Here is a 17,019-nt window from a genome sequence, read left to right on the forward strand (position 1 = left end):
CGACGGGCCAGGTGACGAAACTGCGAGGCTATAGACGGTGAACGTGCTGGACATCCTGCTGCTGCTGGCTGCCGTGTGGTTCGCGGTCATCGGCTACCGCCAGGGCTTCGTCGTCGGCATCCTGTCGGTGATCGGCTTCCTCGGGGGCGGCCTCGTCGCCGTCTATCTGCTGCCGGTCATCTGGGACCGGGTGACCGAGGACGCCGAGGTCTCCACAGCGGTCGCCATCGGTGCGGTTGTCGTCGTGATCGTCTGCGCCTCGATCGGCCAGGCGTTCACCACCCACCTGGGCAACAAACTCCGCCGGTACATCACCTGGTCGCCCGCGCGCGCCCTGGACGCCACCGGCGGCGCCCTGGTCAACGTGGTGGCGATGCTGCTGGTGGCCTGGATGATCGGGCTGTTGCTGGCGGGCACCTCGCTGCCCACCCTCGGCAAGGAGGTCCGTACCTCCTCGGTGCTGCTCGGGGTCGACCGGGTGATGCCGAAGCAGGCGCCCACCTGGTTCCAGGACTTCTCCTCCGTCCTCGCGCAGAACGGCTTCCCGCAGGTTTTCAGCCCGTTCGCCGACGAGCCGATCACCGAGGTCAAGGCCCCGGACCCGGCCCTGGTGGGCAGCCCGGTCGCCGCCCGAGCCAAGAAGTCGATCGTCAAGGTCGTGGGGACGGCCCCGAGCTGCGGCAAGGTCCTCGAAGGGACCGGCTTCGTCTTCTCCGAGCGCCGGGTGATGACCAACGCCCACGTGGTCGGCGGTGTGGAGGAGCCCACCGTCCAGATCGGCGGCGAAGGCCGGCTGTACGACGCGAAGGTCGTCCTCTACGACTGGCAGCGCGACATCGCCGTCCTGGACGTCCCCGATCTGCGGGCCACGCCGCTGCGGTTCACCGGCACGGACGACGACGCGGAGACCGGCGACAGCGCGATCGTCGCCGGGTTCCCCGAGAACGGCGCGTACGACGTGCGCTCGGCCCGTGTCCGCGCCCGCATCGACGCGGACGGCCCGGACATCTACCACCGGGGCACCGTGCGCCGCGATGTGTACTCGCTCTACGCGACGGTGCGTCAGGGCAACTCCGGCGGCCCGCTGCTCACTCCGGACGGGAAGGTGTACGGAGTGGTGTTCGCCAAGTCGCTCGACGACCCGGACACCGGCTACGCGTTGACGGTCGACGAGATCCGCGAGGACATCGAGATCGGCCGTACGGCCGACCAGCAGGTCGACAGCCAGGGCTGCGCCCTCTAGCCGGAGCCCGGCGGATCTCGACGCGTCCGCCGCCGCCCTCCGATGTGTCGAGGAGGCCGGCGACGCGGGTCAGTTGCGGGGGTGGCGGAGTCGTGCCGAGACCCAGCGGGCCCGGCGGCGGAGAATGCGCGAGATCCCGAGACGGGAATGGTGAACGTCCACGTGGTGCACCCGGCCGCGAGGGCCGCCCCCCTCGTGTGTGCTCGCACCGGCCGAGGCGGTGGAGCGGCGGTTGCGTGCTTCGTCGGTGAAGTCGTGCGTCCAGCCCATACCCCGACGTCTGCCCGTGACCCAAGGTCGGTAATCGTGCGCGAGTCAGCCAATTGGCCTATGCGGCAGGCAAGTGGCGGGCCGTCGGACATCCGTGCCCGTGCCGGGCGTACGGCTACCGGTCGGGCTCGGGGTCCTTGAGCCAGTTGATGAGTTCGGTGGAGAAGCCGATCGGATCCTCCTCATGCGGGAAGTGCCCGACACCGTCGAAAAGTCGCCAACGGTAGGGCGCCTCCACGAACTGTCCGGACCCCGCCGAACTGCGGGTGCGGACCGCCGGATCGAGCGACCCGTGCAGGTGCAGCGTGGGCACCCGGATCGGGCGCTTCATCCGCCGGTTGAACTGGATTCCGTCGGGACGCGCCATCGACCGCACCATCCAGCGGTACGGCTCGATCGAGCAGTGGGCGGTGGAGGGGATGCTCATGGCCCGCCGGTAGACGTCCAGGGTCTCCTCGTCGGGGAAGTCCGGGGTACGGGGACCCGCCCAGTCCTGGATGAGGCTTCCGACCAGGGCGGCGTCGTCCGCCAGGAGTTGACGCTCCGGCAGCCAGGGGCGCTGGAAGCCCCAGATGTACGAACCTGCCCGTGACTGGGAGAAGTCGGAGAGCATCGAGGAGCGCCAGCGACGCGGGTGCGGCATGGAGGAGACGGCGAGTCGGCGGACCAGCTTGGGCCGCATCACGGCGGCCGTCCAGGCGAGGTAGCCGCCGAGATCGTGGCCGACGAGAGCCGCGTCGGGCTCACCGAGGGAGCGGATCACCCCGGTGACGTCGAGCGCCAGGTTGGCGGGATCGTAACCGCGTGGCGTACGGTCGCTGCCGCCCACGCCGCGCAGGTCCATCGCTACCGCCCGGAACCCCGCGTCGGCGAGTGCGGTCAGCTGGTGGCGCCAGGTCCACCAGAACTGCGGGAAGCCGTGCAGCAGGAGCACCAGCGGGCCCTCGCCCGCCTCCGCGATGTGGAAGCGCGCGCCGTTGGCGGCCACGTCGCGGTGGGTCCAGGGGCCGTCGAGCCGCACGGGTCCCCCGGCCGTGACGACCCGGCCCGCCGGGGCCGCGTCCGGGCCGTCCGGAGCCGCCGGGGCCGTCCGGGCGGCCGAGGCGGTCCGCACGGCCGGGGCCGCCTGCTCGGTGGTGGCGGGCCTGTCGGCCGAAGCGGCCGAAGCGGCCGGACCCTCCGGGTCCACGGGACCCGTCGGGCCGAAAGCGCTGGAATCGGGAACCGTCATGTGGACGAGCGTGCCACAGCGGAGGCCGTGTCCTGACCGGCGCCGCCCCCGGTGCCCTTCAGCGCCGGCGAACTCCCGGAGCGCTTGATGATCGCGGCGGCCTCGGTGGACGGCCGGGGATGCGGCTTGGCGTTCTGGAGGACGGCGGCGGTCTGCTTGGCGGAGGCGATGGACTTCTCCGGCGGCTTGATCTTCTTGAACTTGCGCAGCCCGATGAAGGCGATCAGGGCGGCCAGGAGGATGAAGGCGCCGGCCACGATCAGAAAGGACCAGGCCAGCCCCAGCCCCAGGTTGTGGATTCCGTACGCGGCCGCGAAGCTCAGCATCGGCATCGTGAAGAGCAGCAGCACGCCCGCGGCGATGAACGCCCCGCTGCCGATCGCGCCGCGCTTGACATCCTGGCGGACCTCCGCCTTGGCCAGGGCGATCTCGTCGTGCACCAGCGCGGACATCTCGGCCGTCGCCGCGGCGACCAGCTGCCCGATGCTGCGGTCGGTGTTGCCCGCGTAGTTGCCGGGGTCGCTCATCCCTGACTCCCTCTCCGTCTTCGACACATCCGATGTCAGATCATGCCGGACTGTTCGGCTTGTTGCGCGCTGCCCCCGCCCGCTCTTCGGCGATACGGCGGTGTTCGGCCGCCTTGCGTTCGTGGATGGCGGCCATGCGCAGGTGATATTCCGGGTCATCCTGCTCGTACACGTCCGGTATCCCGGATGCGTCCTCGTCCAGCTCCTCGGCCTCGTACAGTGCGCGGTACTTGCGTACCCGGATTCTCAGCAGCACACCGGCGAGCGTGGCCGCGATGAGGGAGCCGAGCAGGACGGCGGCCTTGATCTCGTTGACCATCTCCGGGTCGCCCTCGAAGGCGAGCTCGCCGATGAGCAGCGAGACGGTGAACCCGATGCCGGCGAGCGAGGCCACCGCGAAGACGTCGGCCCAGGCCAGGTCCTCGTTCAGCTCGGCCTTGGTGAAGCGGGCGGCCAGGTAGGTACCGCCGAAGATGCCGACGGTCTTGCCGACGACGAGGCCGAGGACGACGCCGAGCGTCTCGGGTCGGGTGAAGACGCCCGCCAGCGCGTCACCGTTCAGCGCGACCCCGGCCGAGAACAGGGCGAACAGGGGAACGGCGACCCCGGCCGACAGCGGGCGGACCAGGTGCTCGATGTGCTCGCCGGGGGAGTGCTCCTCCCCCTCGCGCCGGGTGCAGCGCAGCATCAGGCCCATCGCGACACCGGCGATGGTGGCGTGGATGCCGCTGTTGTACATCAGCCCCCAGATGACCAGGGCGAGCGGAACGTAGACGTACCAGCCCCGGACCTCGAAGCGCAGGAGGGCGTAGAAGAGGCCCAGGCCGAGGACGGCGCCGCCGAGAGCGAGGAAGTTCAGGTCCGAGGTGAAGAACACCGCGATGATCAGGATCGCGAAGAGGTCGTCCACGACGGCCAGGGTGAGCAGGAAGGCCCGCAGCGCGGAGGGCAGGGAGGTGCCGACCACGGCGAGGACGGCGAGCGCGAAGGCGATGTCGGTGGCCGTGGGGACCGCCCAGCCGGCCTGTGAACCGCCGCCGGCCGCCGCGGTGACGGCGTAGACGAGGGCGGGCGCGGCCATGCCGCACAGAGCGGCCACCACGGGGAGGGCCGCGGCCTTCGGGTCGCGGAGTTCGCCCGCGACCAGCTCGCGCTTCAGCTCGACACCGGCGACGAAGAAGAAGACGGCGAGCAGTCCGTCCGCCGCCCAGTGCGCCACGGAGAGGTCCAGGCCGAGGGCGGCGGGGCCGAGGTGGAAGTGGCTGACCTCTCCGTACGAGCCGCCGAAGGCGTTCGCCCAGACGAGTGCCGCGACCGCCGCCACCAGCAGCAGTATCCCGCCGACCGTCTCGGTGCGGAGCGCCTCCGCCACGTAGTTCCGCTCGGGGAGCGAGAGCCTGCCCAGCAGCGGGCGGCGGGGCGGTGGCGGGGGGCCGGACGGGGTGGGTGCGGCCGTGGGCGGGGTGGGCGGTGCCACGAGAGAGACCTCCAGGTCGGGACGGTGGGCGGGTAGCACTGATCGGCGTGCCGACCAGACTTCCCGGCGCCCCTGTGGAGATGTTCTCTGAAGTTGTCGATGAAGCGCCCACTCTACCGGGGGCGTGCGGAGCGGCCCGTACGCAGCGAGCTGGGTGCTTTTCCGGCTGGACGCACGATGGGCACCCGGCGCGTTGCCGGGTGCCCGTCGGAGCCGTACATCCGAGGCGTGTCCGCTCGGACGGAGCTGTCAGTCCTCGGAGGGGGAGGACGGGAGCTGGGTGGTGATCAGGTCCATCACCGAGGAGTCCGTCAGCGTCGTGACGTCACCCAGCTCGCGGTTCTCCGCGACGTCGCGGAGGAGGCGGCGCATGATCTTGCCGGACCGGGTCTTCGGCAGTTCGGCGACCGGCAGCACCCGCTTGGGCTTGGCGATCGGGCCGAGCGTCGCGCCGACGTGGTTGCGCAGGTCCGCGACCAGCTCGTCGGATGCGGTCGCCGTGCCGCGCAGGATCACGAACGCGACGATGGCCTGGCCGGTCGTCTCGTCGGCCGCGCCGACCACGGCGGCCTCGGCGACCGACGGGTGGGAGACGAGCGCCGACTCGACCTCGGTGGTCGAGATGTTGTGCCCGGAGACGAGCATGACGTCGTCGACCCGGCCGAGCAGCCAGATGTCGCCGTCCTCGTCCTTCTTGGCGCCGTCGCCCGCGAAGTACTTGCCCTCGAAGCGCGACCAGTAGGTGTCGATGAAGCGCTGGTCGTCGCCCCAGATGGTGCGGAGCATGGACGGCCACGGCTCGGTGAGGACGAGGTAGCCGCCCCCGCCGTTCGGCACCTCGTTGGCCTCGTCGTCCACGACGGTGGCGGCGATGCCCGGCAGCGCGCGCTGGGCGCTTCCCGGCTTCGTCCCGGTCACGCCGGGCAGCGGCGAGATCATCATCGCGCCGGTCTCGGTCTGCCACCAGGTGTCCACGATGGGGCACGTGTCGGCGCCGATGTTCTTCCGGTACCACATCCACGCCTCGGGGTTGATCGGTTCACCGACCGAACCGAGGACCCGGAGGCTGCTCAGGTCGAACTTCGCGGGGATGTCGTCGCCCCACTTCATGAACGTACGGATCGCGGTGGGCGCGGTGTAGAGGATCGTGACGCCGTACTTCTGCACGATCTCCCAGAACCGGCCCTGGTGCGGGGTGTCCGGGGTGCCCTCGTACATGACCTGGGTCGCGCCGTTGGCCAGCGGCCCGTACACGATGTACGAGTGCCCGGTCACCCAGCCGATGTCGGCGGTGCACCAGTAGACGTCGGACTCGGGCTTGAGGTCGAAGACCGCGTGGTGCGTGTACGCGGCCTGGGTGAGGTAGCCGCCGGAGGTGTGCAGGATGCCCTTCGGCTTACCCGTGGTGCCGGAGGTGTAGAGGATGAAGAGCGGCTGCTCGGCCTCGAACGCCTCGGGGGTGTGCTCGGCGGACTGGCGGCCGGTGATCTCGTGCCACCAGACGTCGCGGCCCTCGGTCCAGGCGGTGTCCTGACCGGTACGGCGGACGACGAGGACGTGCTCGACGGTGTCGAAGCGCGAGACGGCGTCGTCGACCGCGGGCTTGAGCGCGGTCGGCTTGCCGCGGCGGTAGCCGCCGTCGGCCGTGATGACGACCTTGGCGTCCGCGTCCTTGATGCGGGCGGCGATGGCGTCGGCCGAGAAGCCGCCGAAGACCACGGAGTGCGCGGCGCCGATGCGGGCGCAGGCCAGCATCGCGATGGCGGCCTCGGGGATCATCGGCAGGTAGACGGCGACCCGGTCGCCCTTGCCGACGCCCAGCTCGGTCAGCGCGTTGGCGGCGCGGGAGACCTCGTCCTTCAGCTCCGCGTAGGTGATGGCCCGGCTGTCGCCCGGCTCGCCCTCGAAGTGGATGGCGACCCGGTCACCGTTGCCGGCCTCGACATGGCGGTCCACGCAGTTGTACGCGACGTTCAACTCGCCGTCCGCGAACCACTTCGCGAAGGGCGGGTTGCTCCAGTCGAGGGTCTCGGTCGGTTCGGTGACCCAGGTCAGGCGGCGCGCCTGCTCGGCCCAGAAGCCCAGCCGGTCCGCCTCGGCCTGCTCGTACGCCTCTGCGGTGACGTTGGCGTTGGCGGCCAGCTCGGCAGGCGGAGCGAACTTCCGCTCTTCCCGAAGCAGGTTGGCCAGGCTCTCGTTGCTCACGACTTCTCCCAGTCCCAGGGTGTCCGTTGTGTCCCGAGGCATAGCTCATCAGGCGCGAGGCCGGGTGACAAGTGTCTGCCGGGAATTGGTTTAGACCTGTGTCCTCGTGTATGGAGCCATGATCCTGCTCCGTGTTCGGAGGGCCGTCGAGCGGCGCGGGTGCGCGGGGCTGTCACCCCGGTGCGGTGCTCGGGCGGAAGGGGGTGGAGCGGGGGCGTCCGCTTCCTTCGTCCGCCGGGGTCGCCCGGTGGCGTCGCCTGGTCTCGTCGTCTGGATCACGTCATCTGGATCATGTCGTCTCTTCCGGGTCACGTCGTCCTGTTGCACGAGTCCGGGGGTCGGCCGGTTCAGGGCGGTGCGGTTTGCGGCGTCGCAGTTCACGGAGGGGCGGATCGCGGCGGGGTGCTCGGTTCGGCACAGGGGGCGTACGGACCAGTCGATAACTCGTATTGGTGAATAAGCAGCTTTTCATTCGGTATGTCGCCCTTGCTGTGCGGGACCGCGTGCGAATTTGGCCGCGCCGTGTCGGCACTTCAACGCAAATGACCTGCAAGGAAGAGGGTGGGCGGATGATGGCCGCCACGAAGAGGATCGTTCTGGGCGTCATGTCCACGGCCTTGGTCGCCGTTCTCGCGGGCTGTTCCGGAGGTTCCGGTGCCGGAGAGGCTGGAGCGGAGAAGGGCGCCCACGGCGCCAAGGAGAATCCGCCGGCCGCCCCGAAGGGCGCGGTCAAGCTCATCGGGGACGGGTCCACCGCCCACACGGGCGTCCAGCCGAACATGCCGGCCGTCCAGCGTCTGGCCCCCGGCGAGAAGCCTCCCCAGTTCGTGGTGTTCTCCTGGGACGGAGCCGGCGAGGACAGTCAGAAGCTCTTCTCGCACTTCCGTGGCGTGGGCAAGAAGTACAACGCCAAGATGACGTACTTCCTCAGCGGCGTGTACCTGCTGCCGGAGGAGAAGAAGGACCTCTACAACCCGCCCCAGCACGCACCGGGCCGTTCCGACATCGGCTTCAACGACACCAAGGGCATCCGCGACACCCTCGCCGAGGTCGGTGCCGCCTGGAGGGAGGGCAACGAGATCGGCACCCACTTCAACGGGCACTTCTGCGGCAAGGACGGCGGCGTCGGGACCTGGTCGGTCGAGGAGTGGAAGAGCGAGATCAGCCAGGCGAAAGCTTTCGTCAAGAGCTGGAAGACCAACGCCCCGGCGCTGAAGGGCGAGGACCCGCTCCCCTTCGACTACGACAAGGAACTGGTCGGCGCCCGCACCCCCTGCCTCGAAGGCCAGAAGAACATGGTCGCAGCGGCCCGGACCATGGGCTTCCGCTACGACTCCAGCGGCGTCGGCAACCAGGTCTGGCCGAAGAAGAAGGGCGGGGTCTGGGACATTCCGCTCCAGCTCGTCCCGATGCCCGGCCGCGCCTTCGAGACCCTCTCGATGGACTACAACTTCATGGTCAACCAGTCCGGCACGGCCACTCAGGGAGACCCTTCCCAGCACGAGTTCTGGGGCAATCAGATGCGGGACGGCCTGCTCCAGGCATTCGACCGCTCGTACAACGGCAACCGGGCACCGCTGATCATCGGCAACCACTTCGAGTCCTGGAACGGCGGCACCTACATGCGCGCCATCGAGGAGACCATCGCGAAGGTGTGCCCGAAGGAGGGCGTGCGCTGTGTGTCCTTCCGGCAGCTCGCCGACTGGCTGGACGCCCAGGACCCGAAGGTGCTGGCCAAGCTGACCCGGCTGGGCGTGGGCGAGGCGCCCAAGACCGGCTGGCAGTCCTTCCTCGGCAAGCGGTCCGCACCCCAGCAGGCGGGGAGCGAGGCCGCAGGCGACGCCCTGGAGAAGGAGGAGAGGGGCGCGGAGAACGCGGAGAAGAGCACGGAGAAGAGCACGGGGAAGAGCACGGGGAAGAGCACGGGGAAGAGCACGGAGGGGAAGGACGCGGGGAGCGCAGGGGGCGAGGCGGAGGGGAAGGCCGACGGCAAGGCCACGGAGCACGCGGAGGGGGCTGCGGAAGCGGCCGACCGAAGCGACGGCTGACCGCGTCGCCGTGTCCGCCGGCCGCCGGAAAGGGAGGCGGGCACGGCGGACACGGGCCGCGCGTGATGGTGGTCCTCGCGTGATCGCGGTGCGTCAGGCGGGTGCGGCCGCGCCCGCTCCGGCGTACCGCTCGTCGAGGACGAAGGCGGGATCGACCTGGGCGGCCAGATCGGCACCGGTCTTCTCGTTGCCCCAGCTCTCGGCGTTCTTCAGGTGGAAGTGCACCATCTGGCGGGTGTAGCGCTCCCAGTCGCGCAGCTCGTACGAGTCCTCGGCGGTGTCCTGCAACGTCTGCAGGGCCATCCGGTTGTCGGCCTCCAGCAGTTCGAACCGGGACGGCCGCCCCTTCTCCATCGACCGTACCCAGTCGGAGTGGCCGACCCCGATCAGCAGGTCGTCGCCGACCTCCGCGCGCAGGAACTCCAGGTCGTCCGGCCCCTGCACCTTGTTCCCGACGACCTTCAGGGCGACACCGAAGTCACGGGCGTACTCCTTGTACTGGCGGTAGACCGACACCCCCTTACGGGTCGGCTCCGCGACGAGGAACGTCATGTCGAAGCGCGTGAACATGCCCGAGGCGAACGAGTCCGAGCCCGCCGTCATGTCGACCACCACATACTCGTCGGGGCCGTCGACCAGGTGGTTGAGGCACAGCTCCACGGCGCCGACCTTGGAGTGGTAGCAGGCCACCCCGAGGTCGGACTCCGTGAAGGGGCCCGTCGCCATCAGCCGGACGTCCCCGTCGTCGAGCCGTACCGTGCGCGCGCAGGCATCGAAGATCGGATTGTCCTCGCGGACCTGCAGCAGCCGGGAGCCTTCACCGGGTGGCGTCGTCTTGATCATCGTCTCGGCGGAGGTGATGCGGGGATTGGTCCCCCGCAGGTACTCCTTGATGAGGGGGAGGTGCGCCCCCATGGCCGGAAGCGCGGCGGCCTCGGCCTCGTCCAGGCCGAGCGCGGCCCCCAGGTGCTGGTTGATATCGGCGTCCACGGCGATCACGTGGGCTTCGTTGGCGGCGAGGTGGCGGATGAAGAGCGAGGACAGCGTGGTCTTTCCGCTGCCGCCCTTCCCGACGAAAGCGATCTTCATGTTCACCTAGGGTAGTGGGTTCGTTGCGTTGTGCTGTCAAGGTTCGTGAAGAAGGCCACTTGGGGGTGGTCCGGGCAAGAGGGGCGCGTAGCCTCGCTACTTATGAGTACGACTGCCTCAGACCCGCTTGCCGCGCTCGGTTCCCTGTCCGGCGTTCCCGATGCCGTGGACTCCGTGCGCAAGTCCGTCGACCGGGTCTACGGCCATCGCGTCATGCGGCGCCGCAGCAACGAGGTCACGGCCGAGGCCGCACTGCGGGGTTCGCGCGGGTCGGCCGCGCTGTCCGGTGCCGACTGGAACCTCGAGGAGGTCCGCCGACGCACCGACTTCAGCGGCGAGGACGAGGCGCGCGTGGTCGGTGCCGCTCTGCGGCTCACCGCGGAGGCGGGTCAGCTCCTTTCCATCTGGCGTCAGTCGCCGCTCCGGGTGCTGGCTCGGCTGCATCTGGTGGCGGCCGGCGGGGCGACCCCCGACGACGCGGTGGGGCGCCCTCGACTGGCAGGGGAACCGGTCGACGAGCCGCTCATCGAGGCACCGCTACCCAGGGCCGAAGAGGTCGCCGGGCGACTCGAAGGGCTCTCGCGGCTGATCATCGCGGGCGGTAGCGCCCCCGCTCTGGTCACGGCGGCCGTGGTGCACGGTGAACTGCTGGCGCTGCGCCCGTTCGGCTCGCACAACGGTCTGGTGGCCCGGACGGCCGAGCGGATCGTGTTGATCGGCAGTGGGCTGGACCCCAAGTCGATCTGCCCGGCCGAGGTGGGGCACGCGGAACAGGGCCGGGCCGCCTACGTGGCGGCGTTCGAGGGGTACACGGCCGGAACCCCGGAGGGTATGGCCGCCTGGATCGCCCACTGCGGGCGTTCGGTGGAGCTGGGTGTGCGCGAGTCGACCGCGGTCTGCGAGGCGCTCCAGCGCGGCGCTGCTTGAGCTGCCGGGCGCCGAGGTTGCCCGCGGGGCGGCTGTTCGGCCCGACTGCCGAGCGTGCGGCCGAAGTGTCGAGGGTGGCGAGTGCCGACGGCCGGACGCGGGGGCCGGTGCTGGGGCTGCGGTGAGAGTTGCGGCGGTACCGCTGTGCGGTACCGCCGCTGGCACGTCTGCCGAGTTACCAAGCGTCCTCGTGAATTCGCCCATCAGGTCGGGTGCTTTGCCCGTCACCTGGTGCGGCTGGCCCGTAATCGACGGGTCGACGTCGCGTGGGTGCTCAGCTTTCGTGCGCGGTCCGTGGGGCCGTCATGCGTTGCAGGTCATCCTCACGGATGTCCTTGGTCTCGCGGGCCGTCAGCTCCTTTGTACTCCAGGACCCGGAGGAGGGAAACCCCTGGACGGACTTCTTTACTTTTCCGATCCATCAAGGGCGAATCGGACTGACCGGACGGGGTGGGGCGACCAAGCCCCCTCCGCCTCGTCGCTCCCGCTCCGGCGCCCTCCGTCCGGCTCCGCTCCGTCGATCCCTATCCCGGCAGGGCGGCGACGGTGGCACGCCGACGGCTGGCGTACCAGACCAGTCCGGCGGTGACCGCTGCCGCGCCGACCGCTGCCGCCGCCACGAGGGCCGGCCGGGGAGGCATGGAGAATGCGGGCAGGCGCTGCTTGAGGCGGACCGGACGGTCAAAGACGAGAATCGGCCACTCGCGAAGGATCGCTTCGCGGCGTAGCGCGCGGTCGGGGTTGACCGCGTGCGGGTGGCCGACCGACTCCAGCATCGGCACGTCGGTCACCGAGTCGCTGTAGGCGTAGCAACGTGCGAGGTCGTACCCCTCCGATTCCGCGAGGGCCTTCACGGCCTCGGCCTTGGTCGGACCGTAGGCGTAGTACTCGATCTCGCCCGTGAAGCAGCCGTCGTCGCCGACGACCATGCGGGTGGCGACGACACGATCCGCCCCGAGCAGTTCGCCGATGGGTTCGACGACCTCGGCGCCCGAGGTGGACACGATGACCACATCGCGTCCTGCCGTGTGGTGTTCCTCGATGAGGGTGGCGGCCTCGTCGTAGATGATCGGGTCGATCAGGTCGTGCAGGGTTTCGGCGACGATCTCCCTGACCTGCTGGACGTTCCATCCCTTGCAGAGGGCGGAGAGGTAGGCACGCATCTTCTCCATCTGCTCGTGATCGGCGCCCCCGGCCATGAACACGAACTGGGTGTACGCGGTGCGCAGTACGGCGCGGCGGTTGATCAGCCCGCCTTGGTAGAAGGACTTGCTGAAGGTCAGCGTCGAAGACTTCGCAATGACCGTCTTGTCCAGGTCAAAGAAGGCTGCTGTGCGCGGCGAGAAGCAGTTTTCCACAACGCTGAGCATAGGGGCCCACCATTCGGCGTAAACTCCGGCGCGTGGGTTTGCCTGAGAAGGGCCTCGGGTACACCATGGAAGTCACGGATCGTTCGCGACCGTGCTAACCCGGCCCGACTCCTCCCCCCCCCCGAGTCGGCCGTGGGGACGACCCCCGCTCTCCCCCCCGGCGGGGGTCGTCGCATGTCCGGACGCATTTTTGGGGCGGAAACCACCTCGATCTCCCTTCCGGCCGTCATCGGCCTGTTCGTGCGAGCCGGATGCCGTGCGACTCGTCTCGTAACAGTGTGTAGCTGAAGCGATGCTCTGCGGAAGTCGCTGGTTCGGGTTACGGAGTTATTCACAAGCCCGAGGTTGTCCACAGTTTTCCATCAAGATCCACATCTTTTTCCGCCGTGCCCCACGTTGATTCCACCCGCGAAGTCCGCGGTTGCTGGAACGCGCATCTCGGAAACGCTCCGAGAACACCGCGAACCGCACTGAAGGGGCAGTGAGAAGGGGGCGGAGATCGTGGCTGGATCCCTTGCAGGAGACGGAGCGACGCTCGCCGGGCGGCGGTGCGGAGGCCCGCTGATCGTGACGGAGGACGTGGAGCTGCTCGACGACCTGCTGCGGCTGTGCGCGGCGGCCGGAGCCGAGCCGGAGGTCCATCACGGGCCGCCGGGCCGTCGGGGCGGCTGGGAGCGGGCTCCGATGGTGCTGGTCGGGGACGACGCCGCCGCGCGGTGCCGCGGCGCGGACCGCAGGAAGGGGGTGATGCTGGTCGGGCGGGACCAGGACGATCCGGACGTGTGGCGCCGGGCGGTGGAGATCGGGGCCGAATATGTGCTGCGGCTGCCTGATTCCGAGGGCTGGCTCGTCGAGCAGATCGCCAACGCCGCCGAAGGTGTGGGGCAGCCGGCGCTCACCGTCGGCGTGATGGGCGGCCGGGGCGGCTCCGGCGCGTCCACGCTGGCCTGCGCTCTGGCCGTGAACGCGGCGAGGGCGGGTCGGCGGACGATGCTGATCGACGCCGATCCGCTGGGAGGCGGCATCGACGTCCTGCTCGGCGGTGAGCGGGCAGAGGGCAGACGGTGGCCGGATTTCGCCCAATCGAAGGGGCGTCTCGGCGGTGGGGCCCTGGAGGACTCGCTGCCCGCGCTTCACGGGCTGCGGGTGCTGAGCTGGGGGCGTGACGACGAGGTCGTGATCCCACCGCAGGCGATGCGGGCGGTGCTCGCCGCCGCGCGTCGCCTCGGCGGAGTGGTGGTCGTGGATCTCCCGCGCCGGGTCGACGAGGGAGTGGCGGAGGCTCTGGCCCAACTCGATCTCGGCCTGCTCGTCGTGCCGGGCGAACTGCGCGCGGTCGTGGCGGCCAAACGCGTCGCGGCCACGGTCGGCATGGTGCTGGACGACCTGCGGGTGGTCCCGCGGGGGCCGTATGCGGCAGGACTGGACGGACAGTGGGTGGCCCGGGCCGTCGGCCTCCCGCTCGTCGGCGAACTTCCCCACGAGCCGGACCTTCTGGCCTCCCAGGACGACGGCACCCCGCCCGGCGGCAGCGCCCGGAGCCCGCTGGCCCGGTTCTGTTCGGCCTTCTGGACGCAGGCGGAGGCAGCCGCCGACACCCGCTCCCCGTCCGCCCCGCCCGGGGGAGGCAGGGCATGACGGACGAACTGCTCGACGCCGTACGCCAGCGGCTGGCCCGCAGCGGTACCGCTCCGACTCCAGCCGGCGTGGCCGCCGCCCTACGGGCCCAGGGGCGGCTGCTGGGGGATGCCGAGGTGCTCGGCGCCGCGGCGGAGCTGCGCGGCGAACTCGTCGGCACGGGAGTGCTGGAGCCGTTGCTCTCGGACCCGGAGGTGACGGATGTGCTGGTGTCGGCACCGGACCGGGTGTGGGTGGACCGGGGCGGCGGGCTCCAGCTGACGGGTGTCGCCTTCGCGGACGCGGCGGCGGTCCGGAGGCTGGCCCAGCGTCTTGCCGCAGTGGCGGGCAGGCGGCTGGACGACGCGCGGCCCTGGGTGGACGCACGACTGCCCGACGGCACGCGGATGCACGCCGTGCTGCCACCGGTGTCCGTCGGCTCGGCCTGCCTCTCCCTGCGCGTGGTACGGCCGAAAGCTTTCTCGCTCACGGAGTTGGTGGACGCGGGCACGGTGCCGCCGGGCGGTGACCGGATCCTGCGAGCACTCGTGGAAGCGCGGATCTCCTACGTGATCAGCGGCGGCACAGGGGCAGGAAAGACGACGCTCCTCGCCAGCCTGCTCGGCGCGGTCGGGGCGCACGAACGGATCGTGCTCGCCGAGGACTCCGCCGAACTGCGGCCGGACCACCCGCACGTGGTCCGCCTGGAGTCCCGCCCGGCCAACCAGGAGGGCGCGGGCCGGGTGACGTTGCGGGATTTGGTGCGGCAGGCGCTGCGCATGCGGCCCGACCGGCTGGTGGTCGGAGAGGTGCGGGGCGCTGAGGTCACGCAATTGCTGGCTGCGTTGAACACCGGACACGAAGGGGGATGCGGCACCGTCCACGCGAACGCCGCCGAGCACGTCCCTGCCCGGCTGGAAGCGCTGGGTACCGCGGCCGGTCTCGATCGGGTCGCCCTGCACAGCCAGTTGGCGGCCGCTCTCTCGGTGGTCGTGCATCTCGTCCGGGACCGCGCGGGGCAGCGGCGGGTTGCCGAGGTACACGTCCTGGAGCGGGACGCGGCCGGGTTGGTCTTCACGGTTCCGGCCCTGAGCTGGGGAACCGGCGGCTTCGTGCCGGAGCGGGGCTGGGAACGGTTGCGGTCTCTGATCGGGGGTGCGCTGTGACGGCGGCGATGTCCGCCTACGCGATCCACACGGTGGCGCTCTGCGCGGGTTCGGCGATGTGGCTTGCGAGGGTGCGGGATTCCGGGGCACGGCGGGCACGGGTGCTGTTCGTGGACGCTCCACCCCGGTCACGTCCGTGGCGGCCAGGGGCCCGGCTGCTCACGGCGCGGGGACAGGTGATGGAGGCGGTCCGGAGCCGTCGGGAGTGGTGGTGCGTTCCGGCCGCCGTACTGCTCGCCGTCGCGGGGAGTTCAGTGCTGCCGCTGGTCGCTGGAGCCGTGGCGGTCCCGCTGGTACGCCGCTGGCTGCACGGGCGGACCGGAGTGCGGGCGGCGGAGAGGGGCGCGGCCGCGGTGGCGGCGCTGTGCGGGGCTGTGGTCGGGGAGTTGCGCGCCGGCCGTGAGCCGGGGCAGGCGCTGCTGGCCGCGCTGAGCGAGGGCTCGGCGGGGAACAGCGTGTGCGCTGCGGCCACCGCTTCCGGCGGTCGGCTGGGGGAGGCGGAGGACGCGGTGCTGGCGGCGGCGCGGTTCGGTGGCGACGTACCGGCGGCACTGCGGCAGGCCGCGGAAGGTCCGGGTCTGGGAGGGCTCTCCGGGATGGCCGCGTGCTGGCGGGTGGCCGTCGACGGTGGAGCCGGGCTGGCGGTCGGGTTGGAGCGGCTGGAGGCGACGTTGCGGGACGAGCGGCGCAGACAGGAGGAGTTGCGCGCGCAGCTGTCGGGAGCGTGGTCGACCGTCGTGGTCCTGGCGCTGCTCCCGGTGGCGGGGCTGGGGCTCGGAGCGGCCCTCGGAGCCGAACCCTTGCGTGTCCTGCTCCACACCCCGGCAGGTCTGGCCTGCCTGGCGGTGGGCGCGTCGCTGGAGGCGGTCGGACTGTATTGGGCGTGCCGCATCGTGCGCGGAGGGGAGGAGACGTGAGCGCGGTGGGCGGAGAAGTTCTCCACAGCCTGGGGATGGCGATGGCGATGCTGGGCCTGGCCGCACAGCTGGCGGCCATGGCCACCGGCAGGTACCGGTTGCGCGCGGTGCGCGGTCGGGGAGCCCTGCTGCTGGGGGAGGCGGCGTCGGCGCACCCCGGCAGGTGGAGCGTGAGCCGACTGGCCGTACGGTTCCGGTCGGGCGGCGGCTGCGTTGGGCCTTCCGGGGTGGCTCGGGGGTGGGTGGCTCCGGCAGGGGCCTGGTTGACCGGATGGATCCTGGTCGGCGGCGTGCTGGGCTGCGCCGCCGGTTCGGCCGCCGCGTACGGGGCGTGGAGGTGGCAGCGGGCCCGGCTCCGGGACGGTCCCGATGGCACCGTCCCGGACCGGGCCGTGATCGCCGGGCAGCTCCCCTTGGCGGCGGATCTGCTGGCCGCCTGTATCGCGGTCGGAGCCGGCCCGGGGGAGGCTGCCGAGGAGGTGGGTGAATCCATCGGAGGCCCGGTCGGTGACGGGCTCGCCCGAACGGCCGCCGAGATCCGTCTCGGCGGCGAACCGGCCGAGGCATGGGGCCGGTTCGCCGAGATACCGGGCGCCGGTCCGCTGGCCCGCTGTCTGTACCGGGCGGGTTCGACGGGGGCCCCGGCCGCGGAGCCGGTCGCCAGGCTCGCCGAGTCGATGCGCGCCGAGCGAGCTGCTGCGGCGGTCGCGCGGGCACAACGCGCCGGCGTGTTGATCACCGCACCGGTCGGCCTCTGCTTCCTCCCCGCCTTCCTGGCGGTCGGGGTGGCACCGGTGATCATCGGTCTGGCCGGCGGCCTGCTCTCGGGCGGCGGTCCGGGCCGGTGAGACGGAACGTGGTTCGCGGTCGGCGGCGACCTGTCGGCCCTTCACTTTCGCTGTCATTCACGGGGGTTCCGTGTCGCTCACGGG

General features: G+C 70.9%; 14 protein-coding genes. 7 read left to right on the forward strand and 7 right to left on the reverse strand.

Annotated elements, in window-relative coordinates; all coding sequences use genetic code 11:
* The first annotated feature begins 37 nt into the window (after nucleotides 1-37).
* Nucleotides 38-1,243 (forward strand): MarP family serine protease, encoded by a 1,206-nt coding sequence (locus tag QFZ71_RS16125; RefSeq protein ID WP_307668911.1) that lies wholly within the window; start codon nucleotides 38-40, stop codon nucleotides 1,241-1,243.
* Nucleotides 1,244-1,312: 69 nt separating this feature from the next.
* On the opposite strand, the gene QFZ71_RS16130 is transcribed toward QFZ71_RS16125, so the two are convergent.
* The 5 genes from QFZ71_RS16130 to acs form a co-directional block, all read right to left on the reverse strand.
* Nucleotides 1,313-1,513, reverse strand: a complete 201-nt coding sequence (locus QFZ71_RS16130; protein ID WP_307668912.1) for a hypothetical protein — start codon at nucleotides 1,511-1,513, stop codon at nucleotides 1,313-1,315.
* A gap of 115 nt (nucleotides 1,514-1,628) precedes the next feature.
* Complete coding sequence (locus tag QFZ71_RS16135; protein ID WP_307668913.1) at nucleotides 1,629-2,744, reverse strand: alpha/beta fold hydrolase; 1,116 nt, start codon at nucleotides 2,742-2,744, stop codon at nucleotides 1,629-1,631.
* Complete coding sequence (locus tag QFZ71_RS16140; protein ID WP_307668914.1) at nucleotides 2,741-3,271, reverse strand: phage holin family protein; 531 nt, start codon at nucleotides 3,269-3,271, stop codon at nucleotides 2,741-2,743. Before QFZ71_RS16140 ends, QFZ71_RS16135 begins: the two co-directional genes overlap by 4 nt.
* Before the next feature lie 40 nt (nucleotides 3,272-3,311).
* Nucleotides 3,312-4,748 carry a Na+/H+ antiporter NhaA gene (gene nhaA / locus QFZ71_RS16145; RefSeq protein WP_307668915.1) on the reverse strand — a complete coding sequence of 479 codons (1,437 nt, stop codon included), beginning with the start codon at nucleotides 4,746-4,748 and terminating at the stop codon, nucleotides 3,312-3,314.
* A gap of 249 nt (nucleotides 4,749-4,997) precedes the next feature.
* The gene (acs, locus tag QFZ71_RS16150) at nucleotides 4,998-6,995 is read right to left on the reverse strand and encodes an acetate--CoA ligase (protein ID WP_307668916.1); all 1,998 of its coding nucleotides are present in this window, start codon (nucleotides 6,993-6,995) and stop codon (nucleotides 4,998-5,000) included.
* Between the two features lie 527 nt (nucleotides 6,996-7,522).
* On the opposite strand from acs, the gene QFZ71_RS16155 reads away from it, so the two are divergent.
* Nucleotides 7,523-9,001, forward strand: coding sequence for a hypothetical protein (locus QFZ71_RS16155; protein ID WP_307671475.1), 1,479 nt, complete (start codon nucleotides 7,523-7,525; stop codon nucleotides 8,999-9,001).
* A gap of 93 nt (nucleotides 9,002-9,094) precedes the next feature.
* On the opposite strand, the gene QFZ71_RS16160 is transcribed toward QFZ71_RS16155, so the two are convergent.
* Nucleotides 9,095-10,090, reverse strand: a complete 996-nt coding sequence (locus QFZ71_RS16160; RefSeq protein WP_307668917.1) for an ATP-binding protein — start codon at nucleotides 10,088-10,090, stop codon at nucleotides 9,095-9,097.
* Between the two features lie 102 nt (nucleotides 10,091-10,192).
* On the opposite strand from QFZ71_RS16160, the gene QFZ71_RS16165 reads away from it, so the two are divergent.
* Complete coding sequence (locus QFZ71_RS16165) at nucleotides 10,193-11,017, forward strand: oxidoreductase (protein ID WP_307668918.1); 825 nt, start codon at nucleotides 10,193-10,195, stop codon at nucleotides 11,015-11,017.
* Nucleotides 11,018-11,541: 524 nt separating this feature from the next.
* Here the strand turns inward: QFZ71_RS16165 and QFZ71_RS16170 are convergent.
* Nucleotides 11,542-12,387, reverse strand: a complete 846-nt coding sequence (locus QFZ71_RS16170; protein ID WP_307668919.1) for an HAD family phosphatase — start codon at nucleotides 12,385-12,387, stop codon at nucleotides 11,542-11,544.
* A 501-nt stretch (nucleotides 12,388-12,888) separates the two neighbouring features.
* Between QFZ71_RS16170 and ssd the strand changes: the two genes are divergently transcribed.
* Genes ssd through QFZ71_RS16190 form a run of 4 tightly spaced genes read left to right on the forward strand, consistent with a single transcriptional unit; the run spans nucleotide 12,889 to nucleotide 16,935 of the window.
* Nucleotides 12,889-14,025, forward strand: coding sequence for a septum site-determining protein Ssd (gene ssd / locus QFZ71_RS16175; protein WP_307668920.1), 1,137 nt, complete (start codon nucleotides 12,889-12,891; stop codon nucleotides 14,023-14,025).
* The gene (locus tag QFZ71_RS16180) at nucleotides 14,022-15,170 is read left to right on the forward strand and encodes a TadA family conjugal transfer-associated ATPase (protein WP_307668921.1); all 1,149 of its coding nucleotides are present in this window, start codon (nucleotides 14,022-14,024) and stop codon (nucleotides 15,168-15,170) included. Before ssd ends, QFZ71_RS16180 begins: the two co-directional genes overlap by 4 nt.
* Nucleotides 15,171-15,178: 8 nt before the next feature.
* Entirely contained in the window at nucleotides 15,179-16,087 is a 909-nt protein-coding gene (locus QFZ71_RS16185; RefSeq protein ID WP_307668922.1) for a type II secretion system F family protein, read from the forward strand.
* Entirely contained in the window at nucleotides 16,084-16,935 is an 852-nt protein-coding gene (locus tag QFZ71_RS16190; RefSeq protein ID WP_307668923.1) for a type II secretion system F family protein, read from the forward strand. The genes QFZ71_RS16185 and QFZ71_RS16190 overlap by 4 nt, the downstream gene beginning before the upstream one ends.
* Nucleotides 16,936-17,019: the final 84 nt, after the last annotated feature.

Origin of the sequence: Streptomyces sp. V2I9 (genome assembly GCF_030817475.1) — a bacterium.
Classification (GTDB): domain Bacteria; phylum Actinomycetota; class Actinomycetes; order Streptomycetales; family Streptomycetaceae; genus Streptomyces.

Coding starts and splice junctions, on each gene's coding strand:
- QFZ71_RS16185 (WP_307668922.1), top strand. CDS start 15,179: ATGTCCGCCTACGCGATCCACACGGTGGCGCTCTGCGCGGGTTCGGCG.
- QFZ71_RS16130 (WP_307668912.1), bottom strand. CDS start 1,513: ATGGGCTGGACGCACGACTTCACCGACGAAGCACGCAACCGCCGCTCC.
- QFZ71_RS16135 (WP_307668913.1), bottom strand. CDS start 2,744: ATGACGGTTCCCGATTCCAGCGCTTTCGGCCCGACGGGTCCCGTGGAC.
- QFZ71_RS16165 (WP_307668918.1), top strand. CDS start 10,193: ATGAGTACGACTGCCTCAGACCCGCTTGCCGCGCTCGGTTCCCTGTCC.
- QFZ71_RS16155 (WP_307671475.1), top strand. CDS start 7,523: ATGATGGCCGCCACGAAGAGGATCGTTCTGGGCGTCATGTCCACGGCC.
- QFZ71_RS16140 (WP_307668914.1), bottom strand. CDS start 3,271: ATGAGCGACCCCGGCAACTACGCGGGCAACACCGACCGCAGCATCGGG.
- QFZ71_RS16180 (WP_307668921.1), top strand. CDS start 14,022: ATGACGGACGAACTGCTCGACGCCGTACGCCAGCGGCTGGCCCGCAGC.
- QFZ71_RS16170 (WP_307668919.1), bottom strand. CDS start 12,387: ATGCTCAGCGTTGTGGAAAACTGCTTCTCGCCGCGCACAGCAGCCTTC.
- QFZ71_RS16160 (WP_307668917.1), bottom strand. CDS start 10,090: ATGAAGATCGCTTTCGTCGGGAAGGGCGGCAGCGGAAAGACCACGCTG.
- acs (WP_307668916.1), bottom strand. CDS start 6,995: ATGCCTCGGGACACAACGGACACCCTGGGACTGGGAGAAGTCGTGAGC.